Source organism: Niveibacterium umoris, assembly GCF_014197015.1.
Classification (GTDB): domain Bacteria; phylum Pseudomonadota; class Gammaproteobacteria; order Burkholderiales; family Rhodocyclaceae; genus Niveibacterium; species Niveibacterium umoris.
In genome coordinates this window covers 174,863-195,506 of the sequence record NZ_JACIET010000001.1, presented here as the reverse complement: position 1 = coordinate 195,506, position 20,644 = coordinate 174,863, and the positions used below count along the sequence as shown (strand labels likewise).

Genomic DNA, 20,644 nt, shown 5'->3' with positions numbered 1-20,644 from the left:
ATGTCCCCGACCCTTGATGGAAAACTCGTCGTTGCCATTTCGTCGCGCGCGCTCTTCGACCTGGAATCAGAGAACGCGGTCTTTGAAACGGGTGACGATGGCGCCTATCGGGCCTTGCAGCTCGAACGCCTCGACGATCCCCCGCCGACCGGGGTCGCGTATCCGCTGGTGCAGAAGCTGCTGCGTCTGAACAGCGCGGCGACACAGCCGGTGGAGGTAGTGATCGCGTCGCGCAACGACCCAGTCAGCGGCCTGCGCATCTTCCGCGCCGCCAAACACTACGGGCTGTCGATAGAACGCGGCATCTTCACCCGCGGGCGCTCGCCGCACCGCTACCTAGCGCCGCTCAATGCCTCGCTGTTCCTCTCGGCCAATCCGCAGGACGTGCGTGCAGCCTTGCTCGCTGGCTATCCGGCCGCCCAGGTCTATCCCGCCTCCGCCGCCGATGCGGCGCGCAACCCGGACGAGATCCGCATCGCCTTCGACGGTGACGCGGTGCTCTTCAGCGACCAGGCCGAGCGGGTATTCAAGGGTGAGAGCCTGGCGCGCTTTGTCGAGCACGAGGTGATCCGCATCAACGAGCCGCTGCCGGCGGGGCCCTTCAAACCCTTCCTCGCCGCGCTGCATGGCTTGCAGTCGCGTGCGCGCGAAAACACCGTGCAGATTCGTACCGCACTGGTCACCGCCCGCAGCGCCCCAGCGCATGAGCGCGCGATCCGCACCCTGCTGCACTGGGGCATCGAGGTCGATGAGGCCTGCTTTCTCGGCGGTCTGCCCAAGGGCCCTTTCCTCAAGGCGTTCGAACCAGACTTCTTCTTCGACGACCAGGCGGGGCATTGCGAAGGCGCAGTCAGCGCCGGCCCGACCGGGCAGGTGCTCTATGGCATCGCCAACGAAACAGACGCCTGATCAGGCAGTCACCTCAAGTGTGCGCTCAAGCGGCCGTAATTTCGTGCATGCCGCGCAATCTGATGCCGCCCTCCCCCGTTCCGTCGCGCACGCGTGCTGCGCATCGGGTGCGGATGACTGCGCAATCCCCTTTTTATGTCGACCTGCGCCACTTTGACCATGACTGTCACGCCTCCCGCCAACGACAACACCCATACGCCCATCGGAACCCCTGACCAACAAGCCTTCGCACCGCATATCGAGCATCTGCTGACGACGGGCCAGTTCGTCGAAGTGGAGTCTTGCCTTCAGCGCTGGCGGGCAGAGCCGTCCGGGAGTCAGACCGCCAAGGACAGCGCCAGCATGGCGTTCCTGCAGTCCATGCTTGACCTGGCGCTCGGACGCCTCAGACGCGCCTACGATGCGGCAGGCCTTGCCGTGGAAGCGGCACGTGAAGCGCGCGACCTTGCTACCGAGATCAGCGCCCTCGCCGCGCAAGCGCTGGCGGGCGCGCGCATGGGACGCCCGGTCGAGTCAGTGGAACTCGCGTTGTTGGCCTCCGAACTGGCTGCGCGGTTCGACCCTGGCGTCTGGACACTTCGGGCAGAGATTGCACTCGCCAACGCCTACCTGTGGAACGCCAACACAGCGATGGCGCGACGCACGCTCGCGCGGCTCACCGCGCACGAGGCCCCCTTCGCGGCCACTGAAATGCCGGGCGAACTCTCGGAGCTCAATGTCTGGATTGACTACTGCGAATGGGTCAACGCGGGCCGTGCCTCTCACCCAGGGGCGATGAGTATCGATGGCTTCCGCCACAGCGCCGACACGGAATCGCCACCGCAAGCGCGAGGCGCGTGCGTTTTCCCCGGGCAACAGGTCTCCCTTGCCCTGATGAATTGCTTCGCCCGCGCGCTGCACGCCGCGGGGGACGCCGCCAAAGCTTCGGCGCACGACCCGTTGCCGGATGCGCTGAGCGCAATGGGCAGTGCGCGTATCGAAGGCTTGGGCCAGATCCTGGCCGGATTGATCGGCATTGAGCGGGCCCTTTTGGCCCGCAAGACCGAGGCGATTTCTCTGCATCTGTCGAATGCGTGCATTGCGGCCACGAACATGGAAAGCGAAGCACTCGGCGTTCTCGCGCGCCGCGCGGCCTTATCGGCGCTGCTGGCACTCAATGCCAGAGAGTCCGCGATCGAAGTGATGCTCGAACTCAGCCAACTTGAACACCAGCGCTTGAGTCGCGACCTTGGAGACCGCCGGCGCTTCACGACGGATCAGATCGAAGCGCGTGCCAACGCCGATGCCAATCGCGAGCTGCGGGCCAACCGGCTGGAACTTGAGAAACTGGCCTATGAAGACGCCCTGACCGGCGTTGCCAACAAACGTCGCTTTGCTGACCGCATTGAAGAATGGCGGGCACAGGGCCGTGACGCAGGCGAGCCGCTCTCCGTTGCATTGATCGACCTGGACCGCTTCAAGCAGATCAACGACCAGTTCTTGCATGAGGTGGGAGACCTCGTGCTCAAGCAGGTCGGCGCGGTGCTGCGTGCCAACGTACGCGAACGCGATCTGGCGGCCCGCATCGGTGGCGACGAATTTGCGATCCTCTTGCGTGGCACCACCGATGATGTCGCGCGCTTGATCTGCGACCGGATCGAAGCCGACGTCAAAAGCTTTGACTGGGCGGGAGTAAAGAGCGGCCTGCGGGTGAGCCTGTCGATCGGCGTTGCCGAAGTGCAGCGGGACGACACCGTCGCGAGTTTCCTCGCGCGTGCGGACGAAGACATGTACCGGCGTAAGCGCGCACGCAAGCATCTGTACGGGGTCTACCGCGATCGCGACGAGGAAGCGGTCTCTCCGATCCAGGTCGAGCGCGTCGTGCGTCATCTGCAGCGCGCCAAGACGGTAACCGTGCTGGTGGGCTCTGGCTACGCCCTGAGCCAGAATGGTCTGGCGAGCGGCGAGAACTTCGCCGCGTGGCGGGCGGCCGACCGCCAGCGATTCGCCGATGCATCAGCGCTGCGAACGCAGCCCACCAGCTTTCTCGCGTACTGGAAGCGACTGCGCGAGGAACTTGAGAAGCAGCCGGTGCCGGCCTTGTTCAATGAAGTCGCCACACTCTATCGCGCGCTGCCCTCCCCCACGCTCATCACCGAGCGTACGGACGAGTGGCTTCAGCGTGCAGGCATTCCGGCGCCGATCGAAATGTTTGGTTCCTTGTTCAAGGATGCCTGCGGTCATTGTGCAGCGCCGCTGGGCGCTGAAGCAGACGTTTGCCCCCAATGCCGCGCGCACTCGCCCCTGCGCCGACCGGCGATCACCTTGCTGAACGAAGGGCTCGAGTTCGGCGCGTTCTATGAAGCGGAACTGCGGGCGAAGCGCGCCGATCTGGTCCTGGTGCTCGAGAGTGATCTGACGCTTTCCCCGACGCGGTCCCTGATCGAAAAGGCGCGGGTCCGTGGCGCGACGATCGTGATGCTCGGTTCCGGCCCGCAATCGAGCATGGATCTGGTGGACGAATGCGTGCTCGGGGGATCGCTGCATGTGGTGCGCCGACTGATAGAACGCCTCGCGCAAAAGGCGGACCCAGTCTCTTCCGACGTGCAACTGAGCCCGGACGGCGCCGCCGCGCACGCCTTCCTCGCCGGCTGTGGCAAGGATCATGCGGGCCGAACCCTGCAGCGCATGATCGAGATGTCGGATGTTGATTACGCGGTTGCACCGGATCTGGCCGGCTGGCAGTTTCCGCTGCCACGAAAGGGGCGCAATTGCCCCTTGGGCCCGGCACCGACGCCGGAAGACTTCGCGATCTTCGCGCAGGACGCCGCGGTCATCGATGCAATGCGCCGCTCGTTTGCGCGAACTCTGGCCGTGCTTGGACTCGAATGGGTGGAAGGCGAAGTGTGCAAAGCCGGCAACTGGGAGCACCGCTTCGACTGGTGGGCCAACCGCAGCGGCGATCACGACTACCGCATCTCGCGGATGATTGAGTCGCTATCCCTGGTCGGGCTGAAAGCGGAAGCGAGCGCCGTCGTGCGCTTCATGGAACAGGAGTTGCCGAACCACCGTTACGTCGATGCGACGGTCGCGCTATGGCACTGGAAGAATGCAGCGATGGCTGAGGGTGCTTAGCGATGATGTAGCGCGGAAACGCAGAGACGATCGCGCACCGGGGGCGTCAATACGGTATCGCTACCCTATCCATACCTGCGGACACCCTATCCGAGAGCAAGCAAAGCAAGCCCCACGGTGACGAATGAAAAATGTGAGATCGACGTGAGCCTTGTTGTGGCGGATGGCCTTAACCCGTGCGCCGGCTTCGCGGCACAAGAGATTGCGAGCTCGCCAGAGACGCAAGCACTGCGTGACGCCCTGGTGGCCTTCTACGATCGCACCCGCGCCGCCGGCCGCATCACAGAAGCCGTCGAGTTCTACTTCGTGTGCCAAGCCAACGGAAGGGAACGCCTCTTTGGCGTCCTGATGGCCGGCGACAAACTGGGCGATGAGATGATGCTCAACGCGATGGCGCGCTCCAAGCAGTCTTCAGATTAGCCCGCGTCGAAACGCGTTGGATGTTGATCGCAATCTGATCCTGACAGTGCAACAGGTTGAAGACGCAGGTTATGAAGGGACTTGGCAGAAGAACCGCCTCAGCGAAATCCCTACCACGCGTGATTTTGATGGGGTAACTGATCAGGAAAACAAACAAGCACCCCGGAAGGTGCTTGATTGCTGGTGTTCTGGCGGAGAGGGCGGGATTCGAACCCGCGTTAGGTTATTCACCTAAACACGCTTTCCAGGCGTGCGACTTAAACCACTCATCCACCTCTCCGCGGTGAGCCGATAATTATATCAGACTTCAGTCTACTTCTCCAAACCAGCAGCGTCCGCGGCAGCGATGGCGCGTTCGCGCGGGATGCGGATGAAGAGCACGACCGAGCGTGCCTCTTCGCTGGGTGCGGGGGTCACCAAACTGACAGCTATGATCGCGACAAAGCCGGCCATGACGCCAAAGATGCCGCTGGCAATGGGTTGGATGCCCCACCAGGCGTTGGCCATGGAACCACCAAAGAACGGGTGTGTCATCACGGCGTAGGCGAGTGTCACCGCGATACCGCCGATCATGCCGGCAGCGGCACCCCATTTGTTGGCGCGTTGCCAGAACACGCCCAACGTCAACGCAGGGAAGAAGCCGGCGGCTGCGATCGAGAATGCGAAACCGACGGTCTGCACGATGCTTTCCGGTCGCAGCGATGCGATTGCCGCCGCGAGCACGGCAACCGAGAGCAGCACGGCCTTCGAGATGACCAGTCGCCGCGGGATCGATGCCGACGGGTTGATCATCCGGTAATAGAGATCATGTGACAGCGCACTTGATATCGTCAGAAGCAGTCCGTCGGCGGTAGACAGGGCTGCAGCGAGTGCGCCAGCGGCGACAAGCCCGGTCACCACGTATGGCAAACCGGCGATTTCGGGCAACGCGAGCACGATGACATCGGGGCTCAGGGACAACTCCGCAAGCTGGAGAATGCCGTCGTGGTTGACGTCCTCCACCCGCACCAAACCGACCTTGCCCCACGAGGCGACCCATGCTGGCAGGTCGGACACCGGCAAGCCGACCAGCTGGGTATACACAACCCATTTGGCAAAAACGGCATATGCAGGCGCCGCGAGGTAAAGCATCAGGATGAAGAACAGCGACCAGAAGACCGAGCGCCGTGCCGCCGCGACGCCGGGCGTCGTGTAATAGCGAGTCAGGATGTGCGGCATTCCCGCAGTACCGACCATCAGCACGAACACCAGGGCGAGAAAGTTATTCCTCGCGGCCCGCGAGTCAGAGGGCGTCTTGGCGACAAAGGGCTCGGCATGGGGGCGCAACGGCGCAGCCTGTGCCAGTTCTTCGGCGCGCATCCGCCCCCACTGCTCGCGCGCTTCGGCTGGCGTTTTCGGAAGCTCTCGCAGCGCACGCTGGGCCGCCGCGATGTCGTGGCCGGGAACATTGGGCTTACCAAGGAGCGCTTCGAAATTGGTGCGAGCAGCCTCTCGTGCGCGCGTCAGCGAACCCGGCAACCCTGCCACTTCCGATTCGAACCTCGCCGCGCGCGCCTGCCGCTGCGCCTGCACTGCACGTTCATCCGGGCTCTCGGCGAGTTTGCGTTCGATTGGCGCCAGATTCTGCAGGACACGCCCGTAGCTGAGCTGCGGCACGAAGAGCCCGGTGACTTGCCACGACAGGATCACGACCGGAACCAGGTAGGCAACGATGCGGACGAGAAACTGCGTCACCTGAGTCCAGGTCACCGCACGCATGCCGCCGAGGAAGGAACACACCAGTACGCCGGCGAGCCCGACAAAAACGCCGATCTGGAACTGGATGCCGGCAAATCGGCTGGTGACCAGCCCGACCGCGTAGATCTGCGCCACCACGTAGACGAAGCTGGCGATCACCGCGATCACGACGCCGATCACACGCGGCAGATGCCCCTCGTAGCGCGCACCCAGAAAATCCGGAATCGTGAATTGGCCGAAGCGTCGCAAATAAGGCGCGAGAAACAAGGCCACCAGCACGTAGCCACCGGTCCAGCCCATCACGAAGGCGAGGCCATCGAAGCCCGCGAAGTAGAGCGTGCCGGCCAGCCCGATAAAGCTTGCGGCGCTCATCCAGTCGGCCGCGGTCGCCATGCCGTTGAAGACGGCCGGGATGCGACGGCCGGCGACGTAGTACTCGACCACATCCGAAGTGCGCGAGGCCGCGCCGATCACTGCATAGATCAGGATCGGGGCGAGCAGGAAGATGTAGCCGATCAGGCGCGTCGGCATACCGGCACGCTCTGCCTGCAAGAGCAACAGCACCAGACCGAAGAAGCCGAGTACGAACGAGATCGAGAGGCGGGCGAGCCGGCGGGTGAAGGCTTCCATCACGCGCGGCCGTCAGGCGCCTGGCTCAAAAGTCGCATGTGCACGGCAGCGAAGCCCCTACGACGCTGCGTCACAGGCGGTAGTCCGCGCGCAGGCGGTCCTGCAGGCGATTGGCCTGGCGGAAGGCGTGCTTGAGCACCTGCCGCTCCAGATGGTTGATGCTGCGCGCAGGGTCGATCCGGTTTGGTGAGCCGTACTCCGCCTCGCCCTTCTGGTTCTTCAGGCGCAGCAACTGGATGAAGTGATAACCGTCGATCACTGCAGCGATGTCCTCTCCGCCGAAGGATACGTGGCGCGAGGCGTCGCGCAAGCGTTGCGCAGTGTTTGTGGCGCGCAGCCCCTGCTCCAGCGCAAACAGGCGCGCCGCATCGACATAGGGGCGCACGCCGTGAAGCTTCAGATCAAGGGTACGCGGGTGCTGCCCCTTCTTGTCAAAAACGAATTCGCGGATCAGGCCGAGCGGTGGTCGACTCTGCAGCGCGTTCGCTGCCATCAGGCGCAGGAATAGCGCGCTGCCAACGGTGTGATCAAGCAGCCAGTCGCGCAGCGCATCCGACAACTGGGTGTCGCCATACAGCGGGCGGAAGTCGAAGAAGATGCTGGCGTTGAGCAAGGACACCGGCTCGGCATGCGTGATCCAGTCAAGGAAACGCGCGCGCCACTCGACCGTTGAAAGACACCACTTCGGATTGCTTGCCATGATCTGGCCGCTGCACAGCGGAAAGCCGCAGGCCGCGAGCGCTTCGTTCACCGCCAGGGCAAATGGCAGGAAGCGTGCGCGCAAGGTTGCGGCTTCCGATTCGTCCTGCGCGACAAAGATGATCCCGTTGTCCTGATCGGTCGCGAGCGTCTGCTCGAAACGCCCTTCCGAGCCAAAGGCCAGCCAGCACCAGGGCACCTCAGGCAGAGCGTGCTGTTCGCGCACCAGGTCGATGGCATGCAGCGCGACCAGATCGTTGAGCGACGAGATCCACTGAATCGTCTGCTCCGCCGCCATGCCCTGCGTCACCAGGCGCGCCGAAAACGCCCGCACCGCCTCGGCCGCGAGTACCAGTTGCGGCAGGTCGCGCGCCGACAGCACCGCATTCACCGCCTCTTCCGAGGCAATCCGCTGCGCGCTGTAGAGGTCGCCACGCGACACGACCCCGACCAGCCGGCCGGCGCGATCCATCACCGTGACGTAGCGGACGTTGCGCCGCGCCATCAGCAACACCGCGTCGTAGGCACTGGCCTCAAAGCCCAACTGCACCACGCCGGGTGTCATGACTTCGCTGACCGGGCGCCAGAGATCGGCCTCCTCTGCCAGCACTACGCGCCGCAACACGTCACCGAAGGTCAGGATGCCCTGTGGCACGCCGTCGCCCGACGCGATGATCACCGAACCGATGCGGCCTGCATCCATCAACTCGAGCGCCTCGCGAATGCTCGCGTCGGGCGATACGGTCACCGGCACCCGGCGAACCAGCGTGCGCAAGGGCGCATGCAGCGAAAACGCCGCCGGGGTGATGGTGTCGTCTGGCGCGGCTGCTGGCTCAGTAGCGGATGCGGGCATAGTAGGTTTTCTCGGACGCTTCACGGGCCTGACCGAGCGTCACGATACCGCGTTCGGCCAGCAACGGGATCATGCGCAGGAATAGCTGGCCGGTCACCAGCGCGTCGCCCGATGCGTCGTGGCGATCGAGCAGCGGTACGCCGAAGCGCTCGGCGATTGCGTCGAGCTTGTGCGTTTCCTGATTCGGGTGCAGGACGGCCGACAACAGCAGCGTATCGAGTACCGGGTGATCGAAACGCAAGCCGGTGACGGTTTCCTTCATCTGCAGGAAGCGCATGTCGAAGGCCGCGTTGTGGCCGACCAGCACCGTGTCGCGCGCGAAGGCATGAAAACGCGGCAGCACCACCCCGATTTCCGGCTGACCCCGCAGCCGCTCGCGCGAGATGCCGTGGATGGCCTCCGACGCCGGGTCGATGTCGCGCTTCGGATCCACTAGTTGCTCGAAGCGTTCGCCGCGAAGCAAGCGGCCGTTCACGATGCGAATCGCGCCGATCTGGATGATCTCGTCGCCGCCGGAGGGGTCCAGGCCCGTCGTCTCGGTATCGAACACGGTGTAGGCGAGGGTTGCCAGCGGGCGGTCCTGCAGCGCCCTGCCCTGTTCGCCCCAGGCAAACAGGTCGAAGTCGTAGTACTCCGGCCGCGTGCCATCGCCCGCCTCGTCTGCCGCTGCGGACTCACCGGCAACGGCCAGTGGCAACAGCACGCGGAACCAGGAACGCGCACTGGCACGCTCGCGACCATAGACCAGTTCGCCCTCGTGCCGGTGCAGCACCTCGCGGATCGAGCGCGGGCTGGTTTCCCCGGCCAGCAGCATCGGCTCCATCTCCCAACCGGCGGCCGATTCGCTCGACAGCGACGTGCCCCCCCAAGAGAGTTCGACCACAGCAGTCCCCGCGTCGCCACGCACCGCGAGGCGCACTTCGCGCGGTTCGACCGATTCATGCACGCGCTGCGCGAGCACGGTTATCACCTGCACGATTGCAAAGCTGTCGACGTTGACCCAGATGTCCGGATCGACATCGTCGAGTTTCGTGAGCATCCCGGTACGTGCTTCGATGCGTCGCTGCGCGGCACCCACCAGATCGACGCCGTGCATCACCTCGAGCGCTGTGTTCGAGCGCAAAACGTCGGAAAATTCGCGGGCCGTTTCGACCACCCGGTCCGACAGGCGCACCGCTTCGTTGCGGATCACTTCGAGGAAGCGGCGCTGCTGCGTCGCATCCAGATCGTCGTAGTCGAGCAGGTTCTCGGCGGCGGCACGTATGCTCGCCAGCCCGCCACGCTGAGACTGCGTCAGCAATTCCACCAGCCGGTCGCGCCGTGCGGCCTGCTCGGCATCGCGGGTAATGTCCTCGGTCAGGATCAGATAGCCGTTCAAGCGTTCGGTGATCGGCCGTGTCGCGTCGGAATCGAGCACCGGCGTGATGCGCGCCCGCACCAGCCGGCCGGCCACGGTGGCGGTGACAAAGCTCACCATGACGCGGCCGCGCTGCCGTTCCAGCTTGCGCCACAAACCGTCGCGCGCGTGCGCGAGCAGGCGCCGGTCGAACACCGCATCGACCGGACGACCAAGTCCGATCAGGCTGGCCTCGCCACTGCCGCCGAACAGTTCCCGCACATGGCCGTTGTAGAGCAGGATGCGGCCTTCACGATTACAGGCCAGCACGCCCTGCGGCATTTCGCTGACCAGCGCGGCAAGCTGATTGCGCTCGCGTTCAACGTTTGCGCGCGCCTGCTCGGCGCGCAACTCTGCGTCCCTGCGCGAAGCCTCAAAGGCAATGATCAGTCTGTTGACCCGACCCGCGAGCGTGACCATCTCGGCTGCGCCGTGTGGCGCGATGGCACGGCCGTGCTGACCTCCGAGCACGAGTTCGACATCGTCACCCATGCGCAGCGCTACCGGCCCGTAGCCCGCGCCGTATTTCCACACCAGCGCGGCGGCGAGCGCGCCGACCGCACACGCGATCAGTATGGCCAGTGGCCATTGGTTCTGGATCAGCACAGCGAGCGTGTCGCGCTGAGCGTCGTCCAAATCGCTGCGTACCGCGGCCAGACCAAGCAGCATGGCGAGCAAGGGCAGCACCGCCACAGCGGCGCACCACAGCGCCCGCGTCAATCGGGTACTCAGACCACCTCCGAAGCAAGCCGCGCGATGCGTTCGAGAAAATCGCGCGTCGGGAAGGGCTTGGCGAGGAAATCCGCCGCGCCCACCGCGCGCGCCTTGGCCGCATCTGCGTCGCGTGCGCGTGACGCGAGCATCAGCACCGGCGGGGCCGGCCGTTCTGCGCAGACCGCCCGGCAAAGCTCGAAGCCGTCGGCACCCTGGCGCTGCTCGTCGGCCAGCACCACTACGTCGGGCGCCTCATTGACGATCTGGTCCAGAAGGCTGCTTGCTGCATCCGCCACAAGCACGGTGTACCCGGCGCGGTGAAGCAGGAATTCGAGCGAGACAACGATGGACTCGTCCGGATCGAGGATCAGGACTCGCTTGGCCATTACTCTCCTCCTCTCCCGCCTTGCTTCGAGGCAGGATTGTCGTTTGATCCGCCGTGGCGGAATCACCGGTGCATTGAACCCTTGGCGGTTCAGCCCGGAATTGTGCGACATCAATCCGCTCTGCGTGGAAGAAAACGAACGGTAAGGGCGTCCCCCAACGCCCTTACCGTTTTTAACGCCGCCAGCGCGTGGCGCCGGCGTTTCCCCTGCGTGCCAACCAGTACGGCCTGCGCAACGCGAACGCGGTGCTCAGCCTTTCAATTGTTCCAGGATCGCCGGGTTTTCCAGCGTCGACACATCCTGCGTGATCTCTTCGCCCTTTGCCAGTGCGCGCAGCAGACGCCGCATGATCTTGCCGGAGCGCGTCTTGGGCAGGTTCTCGCCGAAGCGGATGTCCTTGGGCTTGGCGATCGGACCGATTTCCTTGCCGACCCAGTCCTGCAACTCCTTGATCATCTTCTTCGCGGCATCGCCGGTCGGGCGCTCACCCTTGAGCACCACGAAGGCGCAGATCGCCTCGCCGGTCAGTTCATCCGGGCGCCCCACGACCGCCGCTTCGGCGACCAGCGGGTTGGCGACCAGCGCGGATTCGATTTCCATCGTACCCATGCGGTGGCCCGAGACGTTCAGCACGTCGTCGATGCGACCGGTGATCGTGAAGTAGCCGTTGTCCTTGTCGCGGATCGCGCCGTCGCCCGCGAGGTAGTACTTGCCCTGGAAATCCTGCGGGTAGTAGCTCTTCTTGAAGCGTTCCGGGTCGCCCCAGATGGTGCGGATCATCGACGGCCACGGCTTCTTGACGACCAGGATACCGCCCTGCCCCCAGGGCACATCGTTGCCGGTCTCGTCCACGATCGCGGCCTGGATACCCGGGAACGGCAAGGTGCAGGAGCCCGGCACCAGCGTGGTGACGCCTGGCAGCGGCGTGATCATGTGGCCGCCGGTTTCCGTCTGCCAGAAGGTATCGACGATCGGGCAGCGGCCGCCGCCGATGTTGTCGTAGTACCACTGCCATGCGGCCGGGTTGATCGGCTCGCCCACCGAGCCGAGCAGGCGCAGGCTCGTCAGCGAGTAGTTCTTCGGATGGGCCGCCGGGTTCACATCGGCCGCCTTGATCAGCGAACGGATCGCCGTCGGCGCCGTGTAGAAAATAGACACCTTGTGCGATTCGATCATCTTCCAGAAGCGGCCGGCGTCCGGATAGGTCGGCACACCTTCGAAGACAATCTCGGTCGCGCCGCAGGCGAGCGGGCCGTAAGTGATGTAGGTGTGACCGGTGACCCAGCCGATGTCGGCGGTGCACCAGAAGACATCATCCGGCTTGATGTCGAAGGTCCACTTCATCGTCAGGATGGCATGCAGCAGGTAGCCGCCCGAGGAATGCTGCACGCCCTTGGGCTTGCCGGTGGAACCCGAGGTGTAGAGCAGGAACAAGGGGTGCTCGGCATCGACCCATTCCGGCTCGCAGGTCTCGGACTGGTCCTTGATCAGCTCGTGCAGCCACAGGTCGCGACCCGCCGTCATCGGAATGTTGCCGCCGGTGCGCTGGTAGACCACGACGTTCTTGATCGACTCGCAGCCGCCCATCGCAAAGGCTTCGTCGATGATCGGCTTGAGCGGGATGTTCTTGCCGCCGCGACACTGTTCGTCGGCGGTGATCACCGCCACCGCACCGGCATCCTGGATGCGCTCCTGCACGCTCTTCGCGGAGAAGCCGCCGAACACCACCGAGTGCGTCGCACCGATGCGGGCGCAGGCCTGCATGGCCGCCACGCCTTCTACCGACATCGGCAGGTAGATCAGGACGCGGTCGCCCTTCTTGATGCCGATCGACTTGAGACCGTTGGCGAACTTGCTGACCAGCGCGAGCAACTGCTTGTAGGTGACCTTGGTGACCTTGCCGTCGTCCGCCTCGAAGATGATCGCAACCTTGTCGCCAAGGCCAGCCTCGAGATTGCGATCGAGACAGTTGTAGGAGACGTTCAGCTTGCCGTCGGCAAACCATTTGAAGAACGGGGCACCGGATTCGTCCAGCGTCTGGGTGAAGGGCTGCTTCCAACTGACATGCTCGCGCGCCAGACGGCCCCAATAGCCTTCGTAATCGGTCTCGGCTTCCTTGCACAGCGCCTCGTAGGCGGCCACGCCCGAAACGGCTGCGGCCTTGACGACCGCCTCGGACGGCGGGAAGACACGGTGCTCATGCGTTGCGGTTTCGACGTCAGACATCGCCACTAGCCTCCTCGGATTCGGACTGGATTGAATGCCATTGATTCGGGTCAGCGCCTTCGATGCACGCGAACCGATCCGGCTCTTATGAGTCTGAATTACAGCCTTAGCGCCTTACGCAGCTCTTACATAAGACTTGGGGCTTACCCGCACGGAGTCTGCGAGCGGCCCTGCTAGAATCGATCGCTGCACTGCGAGGTGCCGCAACACCTTCCATTCCTCACATGACGATCCCAAAAAGACCATGAGCCACAAAGCCATCAATGCGCTCGAGAAGTTCATCTTTGCCAGCCGCTGGCTGCAGGCGCCGCTGTACCTGGGCCTGATCTTCGCTCAGGGCGTGTATGTCTACAAGTTCCTCGCCGAGCTCTACCACCTGGTGTCGCACGCGACCTCACTGTCCGAAGTCGACATCATGCTGATCGTTCTCGGTTTGATCGACGTGGTGATGGTCGCCAACCTGCTGATCATGGTCACCGTCGGTGGTTACCAGACCTTTGTTTCCCGGCTCGACCTGGACGATCACCCTGACCAGCCGGAATGGCTCAGCCATGTCAACGCCGGCGTGCTGAAGATCAAGCTGGCGACCGCGCTGATCGGCATCTCGTCGATCCACCTGCTGAAGGTCTTCATCGACGTCGGCAACAAGATGACTCAGGCCACCGACGCTTTCCAGCTCATGGTGATCGAGCACGGGGTGATGTACCAGATCGCCATTCACGTCACCTTCGTCGTGTCGGCGCTGGTGATGGCCTACACAGACAAGGTCATGAACAGCACGCTGCTGATGACCAAAGACCACTGATCAATCCGGGGGGAGAGACCACATGACCACCATCAAGCAAGGCGATCTCATCGACAGCGTCGCCGCCGCACTGCAGTACATCAGCTACTACCACCCGGTGGACTACATCACCAACCTCGCGCGCGCCTACGAGCTTGAAGAAAGCCCGGCAGCCAAGGACGCGATGGCGCAGATCCTGATCAACTCACGCATGTGCGCGGAAGGCCACCGCCCGATCTGCCAGGACACTGGCATCGTCACGGTGTTCGTCAAGGTCGGCATGGATGTGCGCTGGGAAGGCTTCAGCGGTTCGATTGACGACGCCATCAACGAAGGCGTGCGCCGCGCCTACAACGATCCGGACAACAAGCTGCGCGCGTCGATCCTGCTCGACCCGGCCGGTGCCCGCAAGAACACCAAGGACAACACGCCGGCGGTGATCCACTACTCTATGGTGCCAGGTGACAAGGTTGACATCACCGTCGCCGCAAAGGGCGGTGGCTCCGAGAACAAGTCGAAGATGGTGATGCTCAATCCGTCCGATTCGATCGTCGACTGGGTGCTCAAGACCGTGCCGACCATGGGCGCCGGCTGGTGCCCGCCGGGCATGCTCGGCATCGGTATCGGCGGCACCGCCGAGAAGGCCGTGCTGCTGGCCAAGGAAGCGCTGATGGACCCGATCGATATGCAGGAGCTGCTTAAGCGCGGCCCGCAGAACCGCATCGAGGAGCTGCGCATCGAGCTGTACGAGAAGGTCAATGCGCTAGGTATTGGCGCACAGGGTCTCGGCGGCCTCACCACGGTGCTGGACGTGAAGATTCTCGACTACCCGACGCACGCCGCCTCGCTGCCGGTGGCGATGATCCCGAACTGCGCCGCGACCCGCCACGCGCACTTTGTGCTCGACGGCTCCGGCCCGGTCTTCCTCGACCCGCCCTCGCTCGCGGACTGGCCCAGCCTCACCTACGACGCTTCCAAGGGCAAGCGCGTGAATCTGAACGCAGTCACCCGCGAGGAAGTCGCCTCCTGGAAGCCGGGCGACGTGCTGCTGCTCAACGGCAAGATGCTGACCGGCCGCGACGCCGCGCACAAGCGCATGGTCGACATGCTCAACAAGGGCGAGGCGCTACCGGTCGATCTGGCCGGCCGCTTCATCTACTACGTCGGGCCGGTCGACCCGGTGCGTGACGAAGCCGTCGGCCCCGCCGGCCCCACCACCGCCACGCGCATGGACAAGTTCACCGAACAGGTGCTGGCGCAAACCGGTTTGCTGGGGATGATCGGCAAGGCCGAACGTGGCCCGGCGGCGATCGAGGCGATCAAGAAGCACCAGTCGGTGTACCTGATGGCCGTCGGCGGCGCCGCCTACCTCGTATCCAAGGCGATCAAGACCGCCAAAGTGGTCGGCTTCGCCGATCTGGGCATGGAAGCGATCTACGAATTCGACGTGGTCGACATGCCGGTCACCGTGGCGGTCGATTCGCTGGGCACATCGGTGCACCAGACCGGCCCGGCCGAGTGGCAGGCGAAGATCGGCAAAATCCCCGTCCACATCGCCTGACCCCTCGCGCGGGTCTGCCAAACGAGAAAGCCCGGCAAAATCCGGGCTTTTTCATTGGCGTGCGTGCCGAGCATAATGCAGAATCGCACACGATCGGAGCACGCCATGTCTACGCGCTATCTCGTCATCGAATTCATCGACGGCAAGAAGGAGACTTTCACCTTCCCGGAACAAACGACCTCCGACGCCGCGAAAAAACTGAATATCGAGGGCTTTCTTCAGAGTCCCTGGGTGGTGGTGGAAACCGAAAACGAGGTAATGGCGTTTCCGGTCGCCAACATCAAGTGCCTGCACTTCTCCGGCATGGTGGATGACCGGCACTCGCTGCCCCTGCCCGCAGTGGCGATCCGCGGGGCGGAGCAGCGCTGATTCTTTTGCGGCGCTAGCCTTTCAGCCGAAGTGGCAGACGTAGTGCAGGGTCTCGAGCGTCTCGATATCGAAGCTGCTGTTGCCCGGCACGTTGAAGGACTGACCGGCGGCGTATTCGACGACTGCGTCACTGCCCGCCAGTTTCACGCGGCAACGGCCGTCGATGACTTCCATGATTTCCGGTGCCCCGGTATTGAAAACCAGGCTGGACGGCAGGATCACGCCGACAGACTTGCGGGTGCCATCGGCAAACTGGACGGTGTGGCTGACGCACTTACCGTCGAAATACACATTGGCTTTCTTGACGACGGACACACCATCGAAGCGATCTGCTGCAGACATCGGACTCTCCGGATTTCGATTCAGAAATGAAAAAGGCCACGGATTATAGCCGTGGCCTTTTCGCTGGCAGTGCCGCAAATGGTGCCGACGATTACTCGATACCGAGCACCTTCGCGATCACCGACTTGGCCATGAAGCCGAACATGCCCGTTCCCAGCGCGAAGAACAGCACGGCTGTGCCCGTTTTGCCGGCCCTGGATTCCTTGGCCAGGTTCCAGATGATGAAAAACATGTAAGCGATGAGCGCGGTGAGGAAGAACTTCAGCGAGAGGTCTTCGAACTGCGCAACGGTCAGACCGAACAGGGTTACGGATTCCATGGGTTCTCTGAGATTGGGATTTGTCCGAAGCCCGGCTCACCGAACCCGCTTTGGACAAACGCCATAATGCGAATTCTAGCCGGCGCATCCGCACCGCACAATCAGAAAATCTCCTACGTTTCAGCGACTTGGGCTTACCACTTGCCGGCCGGCACGGCGGCGCAAGCAATGAAAAGGCCGCCCGAAGGCGGCCTCGCAGCGGCGTAGGCGCCGATCAGAACAGTTTCGCGCTAAGGTCGAAAAGTTCCTGATTGAAGGGGCGCTTCATGTTCTCGATGCAGTCGATGATGTCGTGATGCACCAGCTCATTGTGCTGCAATCCGACACAACGGCCACCGTGACCGGCCAGCAGCAATTCGACGGCATAGGCCCCCATGCGCGAGGCCAGGATACGGTCGCGCGCGGTCGGCGAACCGCCGCGCTGAATGTGGCCGAGAATCGTCGCGCGGGTTTCGAGTTCGGTGCGGGACTCGATTTCCTTCGCGAGCGCATTCACATCGGTCACATGCTCGCAAATCACGACCAGGGCATGGCGCTTGCCGCGGGCAACACCGGCCTCGATCTGCGACAACAGCGATTCCTTGTCGAAGGGTTGCTCCGGCACCACCACGAACTCCGCCCCACCGGCCACCGCGGCTGACATCGCGAGGTCGCCACAGTGGCGCCCCATCACCTCAACCACCGAGATCCGCTTGTGCGAGCTGGAGGTGTCGCGCAGGCGGTCGATCGCGTCGATGATCACGTTGAGCGCCGTATCGAAGCCGATCGTGTAGTCCGTGCCCGCGATATCGTTGTCGATCGTGCCCGGCAGGCCGATGCAGGGGTAGCCCATTTCGGTCAGCTTCTTGGCACCCATGTAGGAACCATCGCCGCCGACCACGACCAGCGCATCGATTGCGTGCCGCTTGAGGTTCTCGATTGCCTCGCGACGCACCGATTCTTCCTTGAACGCGGGAAAGCGCGCCGAACCGAGGAAGGTGCCGCCGCGGTTGATGACGTCGGACACGCTGTAGCGCTCGAGCTTCTCGATGCGATCCTGGTGCAGGCCCAGGTAACCGTCGTGGATACCGAACACTTCAATCCCGCTCGACAGGCCCGCCCGCACCACCGCGCGGATCGCCGCATTCATGCCGGGGGAATCGCCACCGCTGGTCAGGACACCGATTTTCTTGATCATGTTGTGCCTCATTCTTGAACGAACTTAGGGGGTCAATCCGTACAACTTCGCCTGGCGGGGTGTTTCCGCCGCTCGCGGCGACAAGCGGGTCGCTGATACACAAAGGCCGCCCGAAGGCGGCCTGGACTATGTCAACGCTCAGGAACCACGCTTGAGACGCGCATTCTCCGCGATCCGCATACGCAAAGCATTGAGCTTGATGAAACCTCCTGCATCGGCCTGGTTGTATGCGCCGCCGTCATCGTCGAAGGTCGCGATCGTCTGATCGAACAGCGTGTCTTTCGAATCACGCGCCACCACCGACACCGAACCCTTGTAGAGCTTGACCCGCACCCAGCCATTCACGTTGGTCTGCGTGTGGTCGATCAGCACCTGCAGGGCGCGGCGCTCCGGCGCCCACCAGTAGCCGTTGTAGATCAGGCTGGCGTAGCGCGGCATCAGGTCGTCCTTCAGATGCGCCACTTCGCGATCCAGCGTGATCGACTCGATGCCACGGTGCGCCTTGAGCAGGATCGTCCCGCCGGGGGTTTCGTAGCAACCGCGCGACTTCATGCCGACATAGCGGTTCTCGACCAGATCAAGGCGGCCGACACCATGTTTGCCACCCAGTTCATTGAGTTTCGCAAGCACTTCATGGGCGGCGAGGCGGACTCCATTGACCGCCACCACGTCGCCGCGCTCGAACTCGAGATCGACATATTCGGGCGCATCAGGCGCAGCCTCCGGTGACACCGTCCAGCGCCACATCGACTCTTCGGCCTCGTTCTTCGGATCTTCGAGGTGACGGCCTTCGAACGAGATGTGCAGCAGGTTCGCATCCATCGAATACGGCGCGCCACCTGCCTTGTGCTTCATTTCGACCGGAATGCCGTGCTGTTCGGCATAGGCGAGCAGCTTTTCGCGCGACAGCAGATCCCACTCGCGCCACGGCGCAATCACCTTGATGCCGGGCATCAGCGCGTAGGCGCCAAGTTCGAAGCGGACCTGATCGTTGCCCTTGCCGGTCGCACCGTGCGAGATCGCCTCTGCACCGGTCTGGCGCGCGATGTCGATCAAGCGCTTGGCGATCAGCGGACGCGCAATCGAGGTACCCAGCAGATACTCACCTTCGTAAACCGTATTGCAGCGGAACATCGGGAAGACGAAATCACGCACGAATTCCTCGCGCAGATCGTCGATGAAGATGTTTTCCGGCTTGATACCGAACTTGAGCGCCTTGGCGCGCGCCGGCTCCAGCTCTTCGCCCTGGCCCAGGTCTGCCGTGAAAGTCACGACCTCACACTGATAGGTGTCCTGCAGCCACTTCAGGATCACTGACGTATCCAGGCCACCGGAGTAGGCCAGAACGACTTTCTTTGCTTCACTCATCTCGATTCCTCGATGTTTCCGACGCACCCCCCACCGGCGTGCTCAAGGTGGTGCATACAAGCCGGGTAGGTCACCATCCGCACCGAGCATGCCGATGTGCGGACAGGATCTTGCGCGGCCTCCGCCCGGCGTTCGGAGGCCCAGAAAACCTTTCAGTCAGGCGCGTGAAAAACCGCCTCGATATTGTTGCCTTCCGGGTCGATCACGAAGGCTCCGTAATAGCCTGGATGGTAATGGGGCCGCGGCCCTGGCGCACCATTGTCAGTGCCACCCGCGGCAACGACTGCCGCGTGAAACGCATCCACGCTGGCACGGCTCTCAGCCCGCCACGCCAGGTGACAGCGTGTTGTCGACTCGGGCGCGCTGACAAACCAGGTATCGATCTTGCTGTTAGAGGCAAACCCTAGCACCCGGACGCCGTCATGCACCGCATCGTACGCAGCCACGTAGCCCAAGGGCGCCAGTGCCGCCGAATAGAACGACTTGGCGCGCTCGATGTCGGCAACGCGGAAGGTCATGTGGTCGATCATGGTGCAGCCTCCGATCGCTTACTTGCCGTCGACCCGACCCATCACCAGGTATTCAAGCAACGCCTTCTGCACGTGCAGGCGGTTCTCTGCCTCTTCCCACACGACACTGTGCGGGCCGTCGATCACCTCGGCAGAAACCTCTTCTCCGCGGTGCGCCGGCAGGCAGTGCATGAACAAGGCCTCGGGATGGGCGACGCGCATCATGTCGGCATCGACTTCCCAATCCGCAAAGGCCTTGATCCGTGCATCGTTCTCGGCCTCAAAGCCCATCGAGGTCCACACATCGGTCGTGATGATGTCGGCGCCTTTTGCCGCGTCCATCGGATCGGCGAACTGTTCGAAATGTCCGGTGCCGTAAAGATTGGCGCGCTCGGGCTCGACCTCATAGCCCGGTGGCGTCGATACGTGCACGTTGAAATCGAGCACCTCGGCCGCCTGCAGCCAGGTGTTGCAGACGTTGTTGGAGTCGCCGATCCAGGCCACCGTCTTGCCCTGGATCGGGCCGCGACGCTCGATCCAGGTGTAGATGTCGGCCATGATCTGGCACGGGTGGTATTCGTTGGTGAGGCCGTTGATGACCGGAACACGCGAATGCGCCGCGAAGCGCTCGATGATCGCCTGCTCGAAGGTGCGGATCATGACCACGTCAGACATGCGCGACATGACCTGCGCAGCGTCTTCAACCGGCTCGCCGCGCCCCAGTTGCGAATCACGCGTATTCAGGTAGATCGCCGATCCACCGAGTTGGAACATGCCCGCCTCGAACGAGAGCCGTGTGCGGGTGCTAGCCTTCTCGAAGATCATCACCAGCGTGCGGTCGAAAAGCGGGTGATACGGTTGGTAGCGCTTGAACTTGTCCTTGATCCAGCGGGTGCGTTCGAAGAGGTAGTCGAATTCTTCGCGCGAAAAATCGTTGAACTGCAGGAAATGCTTCGGCGCCATCGTTGTCTCGCTTGGCCACATCCGGATCGGACACGGCACGGGTATCGTGCATTGCTTGAAAGAGTCCCATGCGCTGCAGTCAGGCTGACGTCAGCCGCATAGAGGAACCTTAAATTTTACGGCAGCCGCTAAATCACGTCGACCCAATGGAACTTTCTGCCGCAACAA

17 protein-coding genes and 1 tRNA gene are annotated in these 20,644 nt (G+C 63.2%); 6 read left to right on the top strand and 12 right to left on the bottom strand.

Going from position 1 to position 20,644, the window contains the following annotated elements; translation table 11 throughout:
* The 3 genes from GGR36_RS00790 (at nt 1) to GGR36_RS00780 (ending at nt 4,443) form a co-directional block, all read left to right on the top strand.
* The gene (locus tag GGR36_RS00790) at nt 1-909 is read left to right on the top strand and encodes a 5'-nucleotidase (protein ID WP_183630829.1); all 909 of its coding nucleotides are present in this window, start codon (nt 1-3) and stop codon (nt 907-909) included.
* A gap of 159 nt (nt 910-1,068) precedes the next feature.
* A complete protein-coding gene (locus GGR36_RS00785; RefSeq protein ID WP_183630827.1) occupies nt 1,069-4,023 on the top strand; it encodes a diguanylate cyclase in 2,955 nt (984 codons plus the stop codon).
* A gap of 144 nt (nt 4,024-4,167) precedes the next feature.
* Entirely contained in the window at nt 4,168-4,443 is a 276-nt protein-coding gene (locus tag GGR36_RS00780) for a hypothetical protein (RefSeq protein ID WP_183630825.1), read from the top strand.
* A gap of 189 nt (nt 4,444-4,632) precedes the next feature.
* Here the strand turns inward: GGR36_RS00780 and GGR36_RS00775 are convergent.
* From GGR36_RS00775 to acs, 6 genes are all read right to left on the bottom strand, one after another.
* Nucleotides 4,633-4,723: transfer RNA gene (locus GGR36_RS00775), tRNA-Ser, on the bottom strand.
* Nucleotides 4,724-4,755: 32 nt separating this feature from the next.
* Nucleotides 4,756-6,810, bottom strand: a complete 2,055-nt coding sequence (locus GGR36_RS00770; protein ID WP_183630823.1) for a sodium:solute symporter family protein — start codon at nt 6,808-6,810, stop codon at nt 4,756-4,758.
* 70 nt (nt 6,811-6,880) lie between these two features.
* On the bottom strand, nt 6,881-8,362 hold the full coding sequence (locus GGR36_RS00765) for a DUF294 nucleotidyltransferase-like domain-containing protein (protein WP_183630821.1): 1,482 nt from the start codon (nt 8,360-8,362) through the stop codon (nt 6,881-6,883).
* Nucleotides 8,343-10,478 (bottom strand): 3'-5' exonuclease, encoded by a 2,136-nt coding sequence (locus GGR36_RS00760; protein ID WP_242533118.1) that lies wholly within the window; start codon nt 10,476-10,478, stop codon nt 8,343-8,345. The genes GGR36_RS00765 and GGR36_RS00760 overlap by 20 nt, the downstream gene beginning before the upstream one ends.
* A gap of 8 nt (nt 10,479-10,486) precedes the next feature.
* On the bottom strand, nt 10,487-10,858 hold the full coding sequence (locus GGR36_RS00755) for a response regulator transcription factor (protein WP_183630814.1): 372 nt from the start codon (nt 10,856-10,858) through the stop codon (nt 10,487-10,489).
* Nucleotides 10,859-11,107: 249 nt separating this feature from the next.
* Nucleotides 11,108-13,084 (bottom strand): acetate--CoA ligase, encoded by a 1,977-nt coding sequence (gene acs, locus GGR36_RS00750; RefSeq protein ID WP_183630812.1) that lies wholly within the window; start codon nt 13,082-13,084, stop codon nt 11,108-11,110.
* 244 nt (nt 13,085-13,328) lie between these two features.
* Here acs and GGR36_RS00745 point away from each other — a divergent pair, with 244 nt between their 5' ends.
* From GGR36_RS00745 to GGR36_RS00735, 3 genes are all read left to right on the top strand, one after another.
* Nucleotides 13,329-13,889 carry a TIGR00645 family protein gene (locus GGR36_RS00745; protein WP_183630810.1) on the top strand — a complete coding sequence of 187 codons (561 nt, stop codon included), beginning with the start codon at nt 13,329-13,331 and terminating at the stop codon, nt 13,887-13,889.
* 22 nt (nt 13,890-13,911) lie between these two features.
* Nucleotides 13,912-15,429: a fumarate hydratase gene (locus GGR36_RS00740; protein WP_183630808.1), complete on the top strand. Its 1,518-nt coding sequence runs from the start codon at nt 13,912-13,914 to the stop codon at nt 15,427-15,429.
* 105 nt (nt 15,430-15,534) lie between these two features.
* A complete protein-coding gene (locus GGR36_RS00735; protein WP_183630807.1) occupies nt 15,535-15,798 on the top strand; it encodes a hypothetical protein in 264 nt (87 codons plus the stop codon).
* A gap of 21 nt (nt 15,799-15,819) precedes the next feature.
* Here the strand turns inward: GGR36_RS00735 and ppnP are convergent, their stop codons facing one another.
* The 6 genes from ppnP to argF form a co-directional block, all read right to left on the bottom strand.
* Nucleotides 15,820-16,140 (bottom strand): pyrimidine/purine nucleoside phosphorylase, encoded by a 321-nt coding sequence (ppnP, locus tag GGR36_RS00730; RefSeq protein ID WP_183630806.1) that lies wholly within the window; start codon nt 16,138-16,140, stop codon nt 15,820-15,822.
* A gap of 91 nt (nt 16,141-16,231) precedes the next feature.
* Nucleotides 16,232-16,459 (bottom strand): DUF2788 domain-containing protein, encoded by a 228-nt coding sequence (locus GGR36_RS00725; protein WP_183630805.1) that lies wholly within the window; start codon nt 16,457-16,459, stop codon nt 16,232-16,234.
* Between the two features lie 214 nt (nt 16,460-16,673).
* Nucleotides 16,674-17,636: a 6-phosphofructokinase gene (pfkA, locus tag GGR36_RS00720; RefSeq protein WP_183630804.1), complete on the bottom strand. Its 963-nt coding sequence runs from the start codon at nt 17,634-17,636 to the stop codon at nt 16,674-16,676.
* A 138-nt stretch (nt 17,637-17,774) separates the two neighbouring features.
* Nucleotides 17,775-19,004, bottom strand: coding sequence for an argininosuccinate synthase (locus tag GGR36_RS00715; RefSeq protein WP_183630803.1), 1,230 nt, complete (start codon nt 19,002-19,004; stop codon nt 17,775-17,777).
* Between the two features lie 152 nt (nt 19,005-19,156).
* The gene (locus GGR36_RS00710; protein WP_183630801.1) at nt 19,157-19,534 is read right to left on the bottom strand and encodes a VOC family protein; all 378 of its coding nucleotides are present in this window, start codon (nt 19,532-19,534) and stop codon (nt 19,157-19,159) included.
* 18 nt (nt 19,535-19,552) lie between these two features.
* Entirely contained in the window at nt 19,553-20,476 is a 924-nt protein-coding gene (gene argF / locus GGR36_RS00705) for an ornithine carbamoyltransferase (protein WP_183630799.1), read from the bottom strand.
* Nucleotides 20,477-20,644 lie beyond the last annotated feature (168 nt).

Coding starts and splice junctions, on each gene's coding strand:
- GGR36_RS00725 (WP_183630805.1), bottom strand. CDS start 16,459: ATGGAATCCGTAACCCTGTTCGGTCTGACCGTTGCGCAGTTCGAAGAC.
- GGR36_RS00740 (WP_183630808.1), top strand. CDS start 13,912: ATGACCACCATCAAGCAAGGCGATCTCATCGACAGCGTCGCCGCCGCA.
- GGR36_RS00755 (WP_183630814.1), bottom strand. CDS start 10,858: ATGGCCAAGCGAGTCCTGATCCTCGATCCGGACGAGTCCATCGTTGTC.
- argF (WP_183630799.1), bottom strand. CDS start 20,476: ATGGCGCCGAAGCATTTCCTGCAGTTCAACGATTTTTCGCGCGAAGAA.
- acs (WP_183630812.1), bottom strand. CDS start 13,084: ATGTCTGACGTCGAAACCGCAACGCATGAGCACCGTGTCTTCCCGCCG.
- GGR36_RS00785 (WP_183630827.1), top strand. CDS start 1,069: ATGACTGTCACGCCTCCCGCCAACGACAACACCCATACGCCCATCGGA.
- GGR36_RS00710 (WP_183630801.1), bottom strand. CDS start 19,534: ATGATCGACCACATGACCTTCCGCGTTGCCGACATCGAGCGCGCCAAG.
- GGR36_RS00735 (WP_183630807.1), top strand. CDS start 15,535: ATGTCTACGCGCTATCTCGTCATCGAATTCATCGACGGCAAGAAGGAG.
- GGR36_RS00770 (WP_183630823.1), bottom strand. CDS start 6,810: ATGGAAGCCTTCACCCGCCGGCTCGCCCGCCTCTCGATCTCGTTCGTA.
- GGR36_RS00790 (WP_183630829.1), top strand. CDS start 1: ATGTCCCCGACCCTTGATGGAAAACTCGTCGTTGCCATTTCGTCGCGC.
- ppnP (WP_183630806.1), bottom strand. CDS start 16,140: ATGTCTGCAGCAGATCGCTTCGATGGTGTGTCCGTCGTCAAGAAAGCC.
- GGR36_RS00715 (WP_183630803.1), bottom strand. CDS start 19,004: ATGAGTGAAGCAAAGAAAGTCGTTCTGGCCTACTCCGGTGGCCTGGAT.
- GGR36_RS00765 (WP_183630821.1), bottom strand. CDS start 8,362: ATGCCCGCATCCGCTACTGAGCCAGCAGCCGCGCCAGACGACACCATC.
- pfkA (WP_183630804.1), bottom strand. CDS start 17,636: ATGATCAAGAAAATCGGTGTCCTGACCAGCGGTGGCGATTCCCCCGGC.
- GGR36_RS00745 (WP_183630810.1), top strand. CDS start 13,329: ATGAGCCACAAAGCCATCAATGCGCTCGAGAAGTTCATCTTTGCCAGC.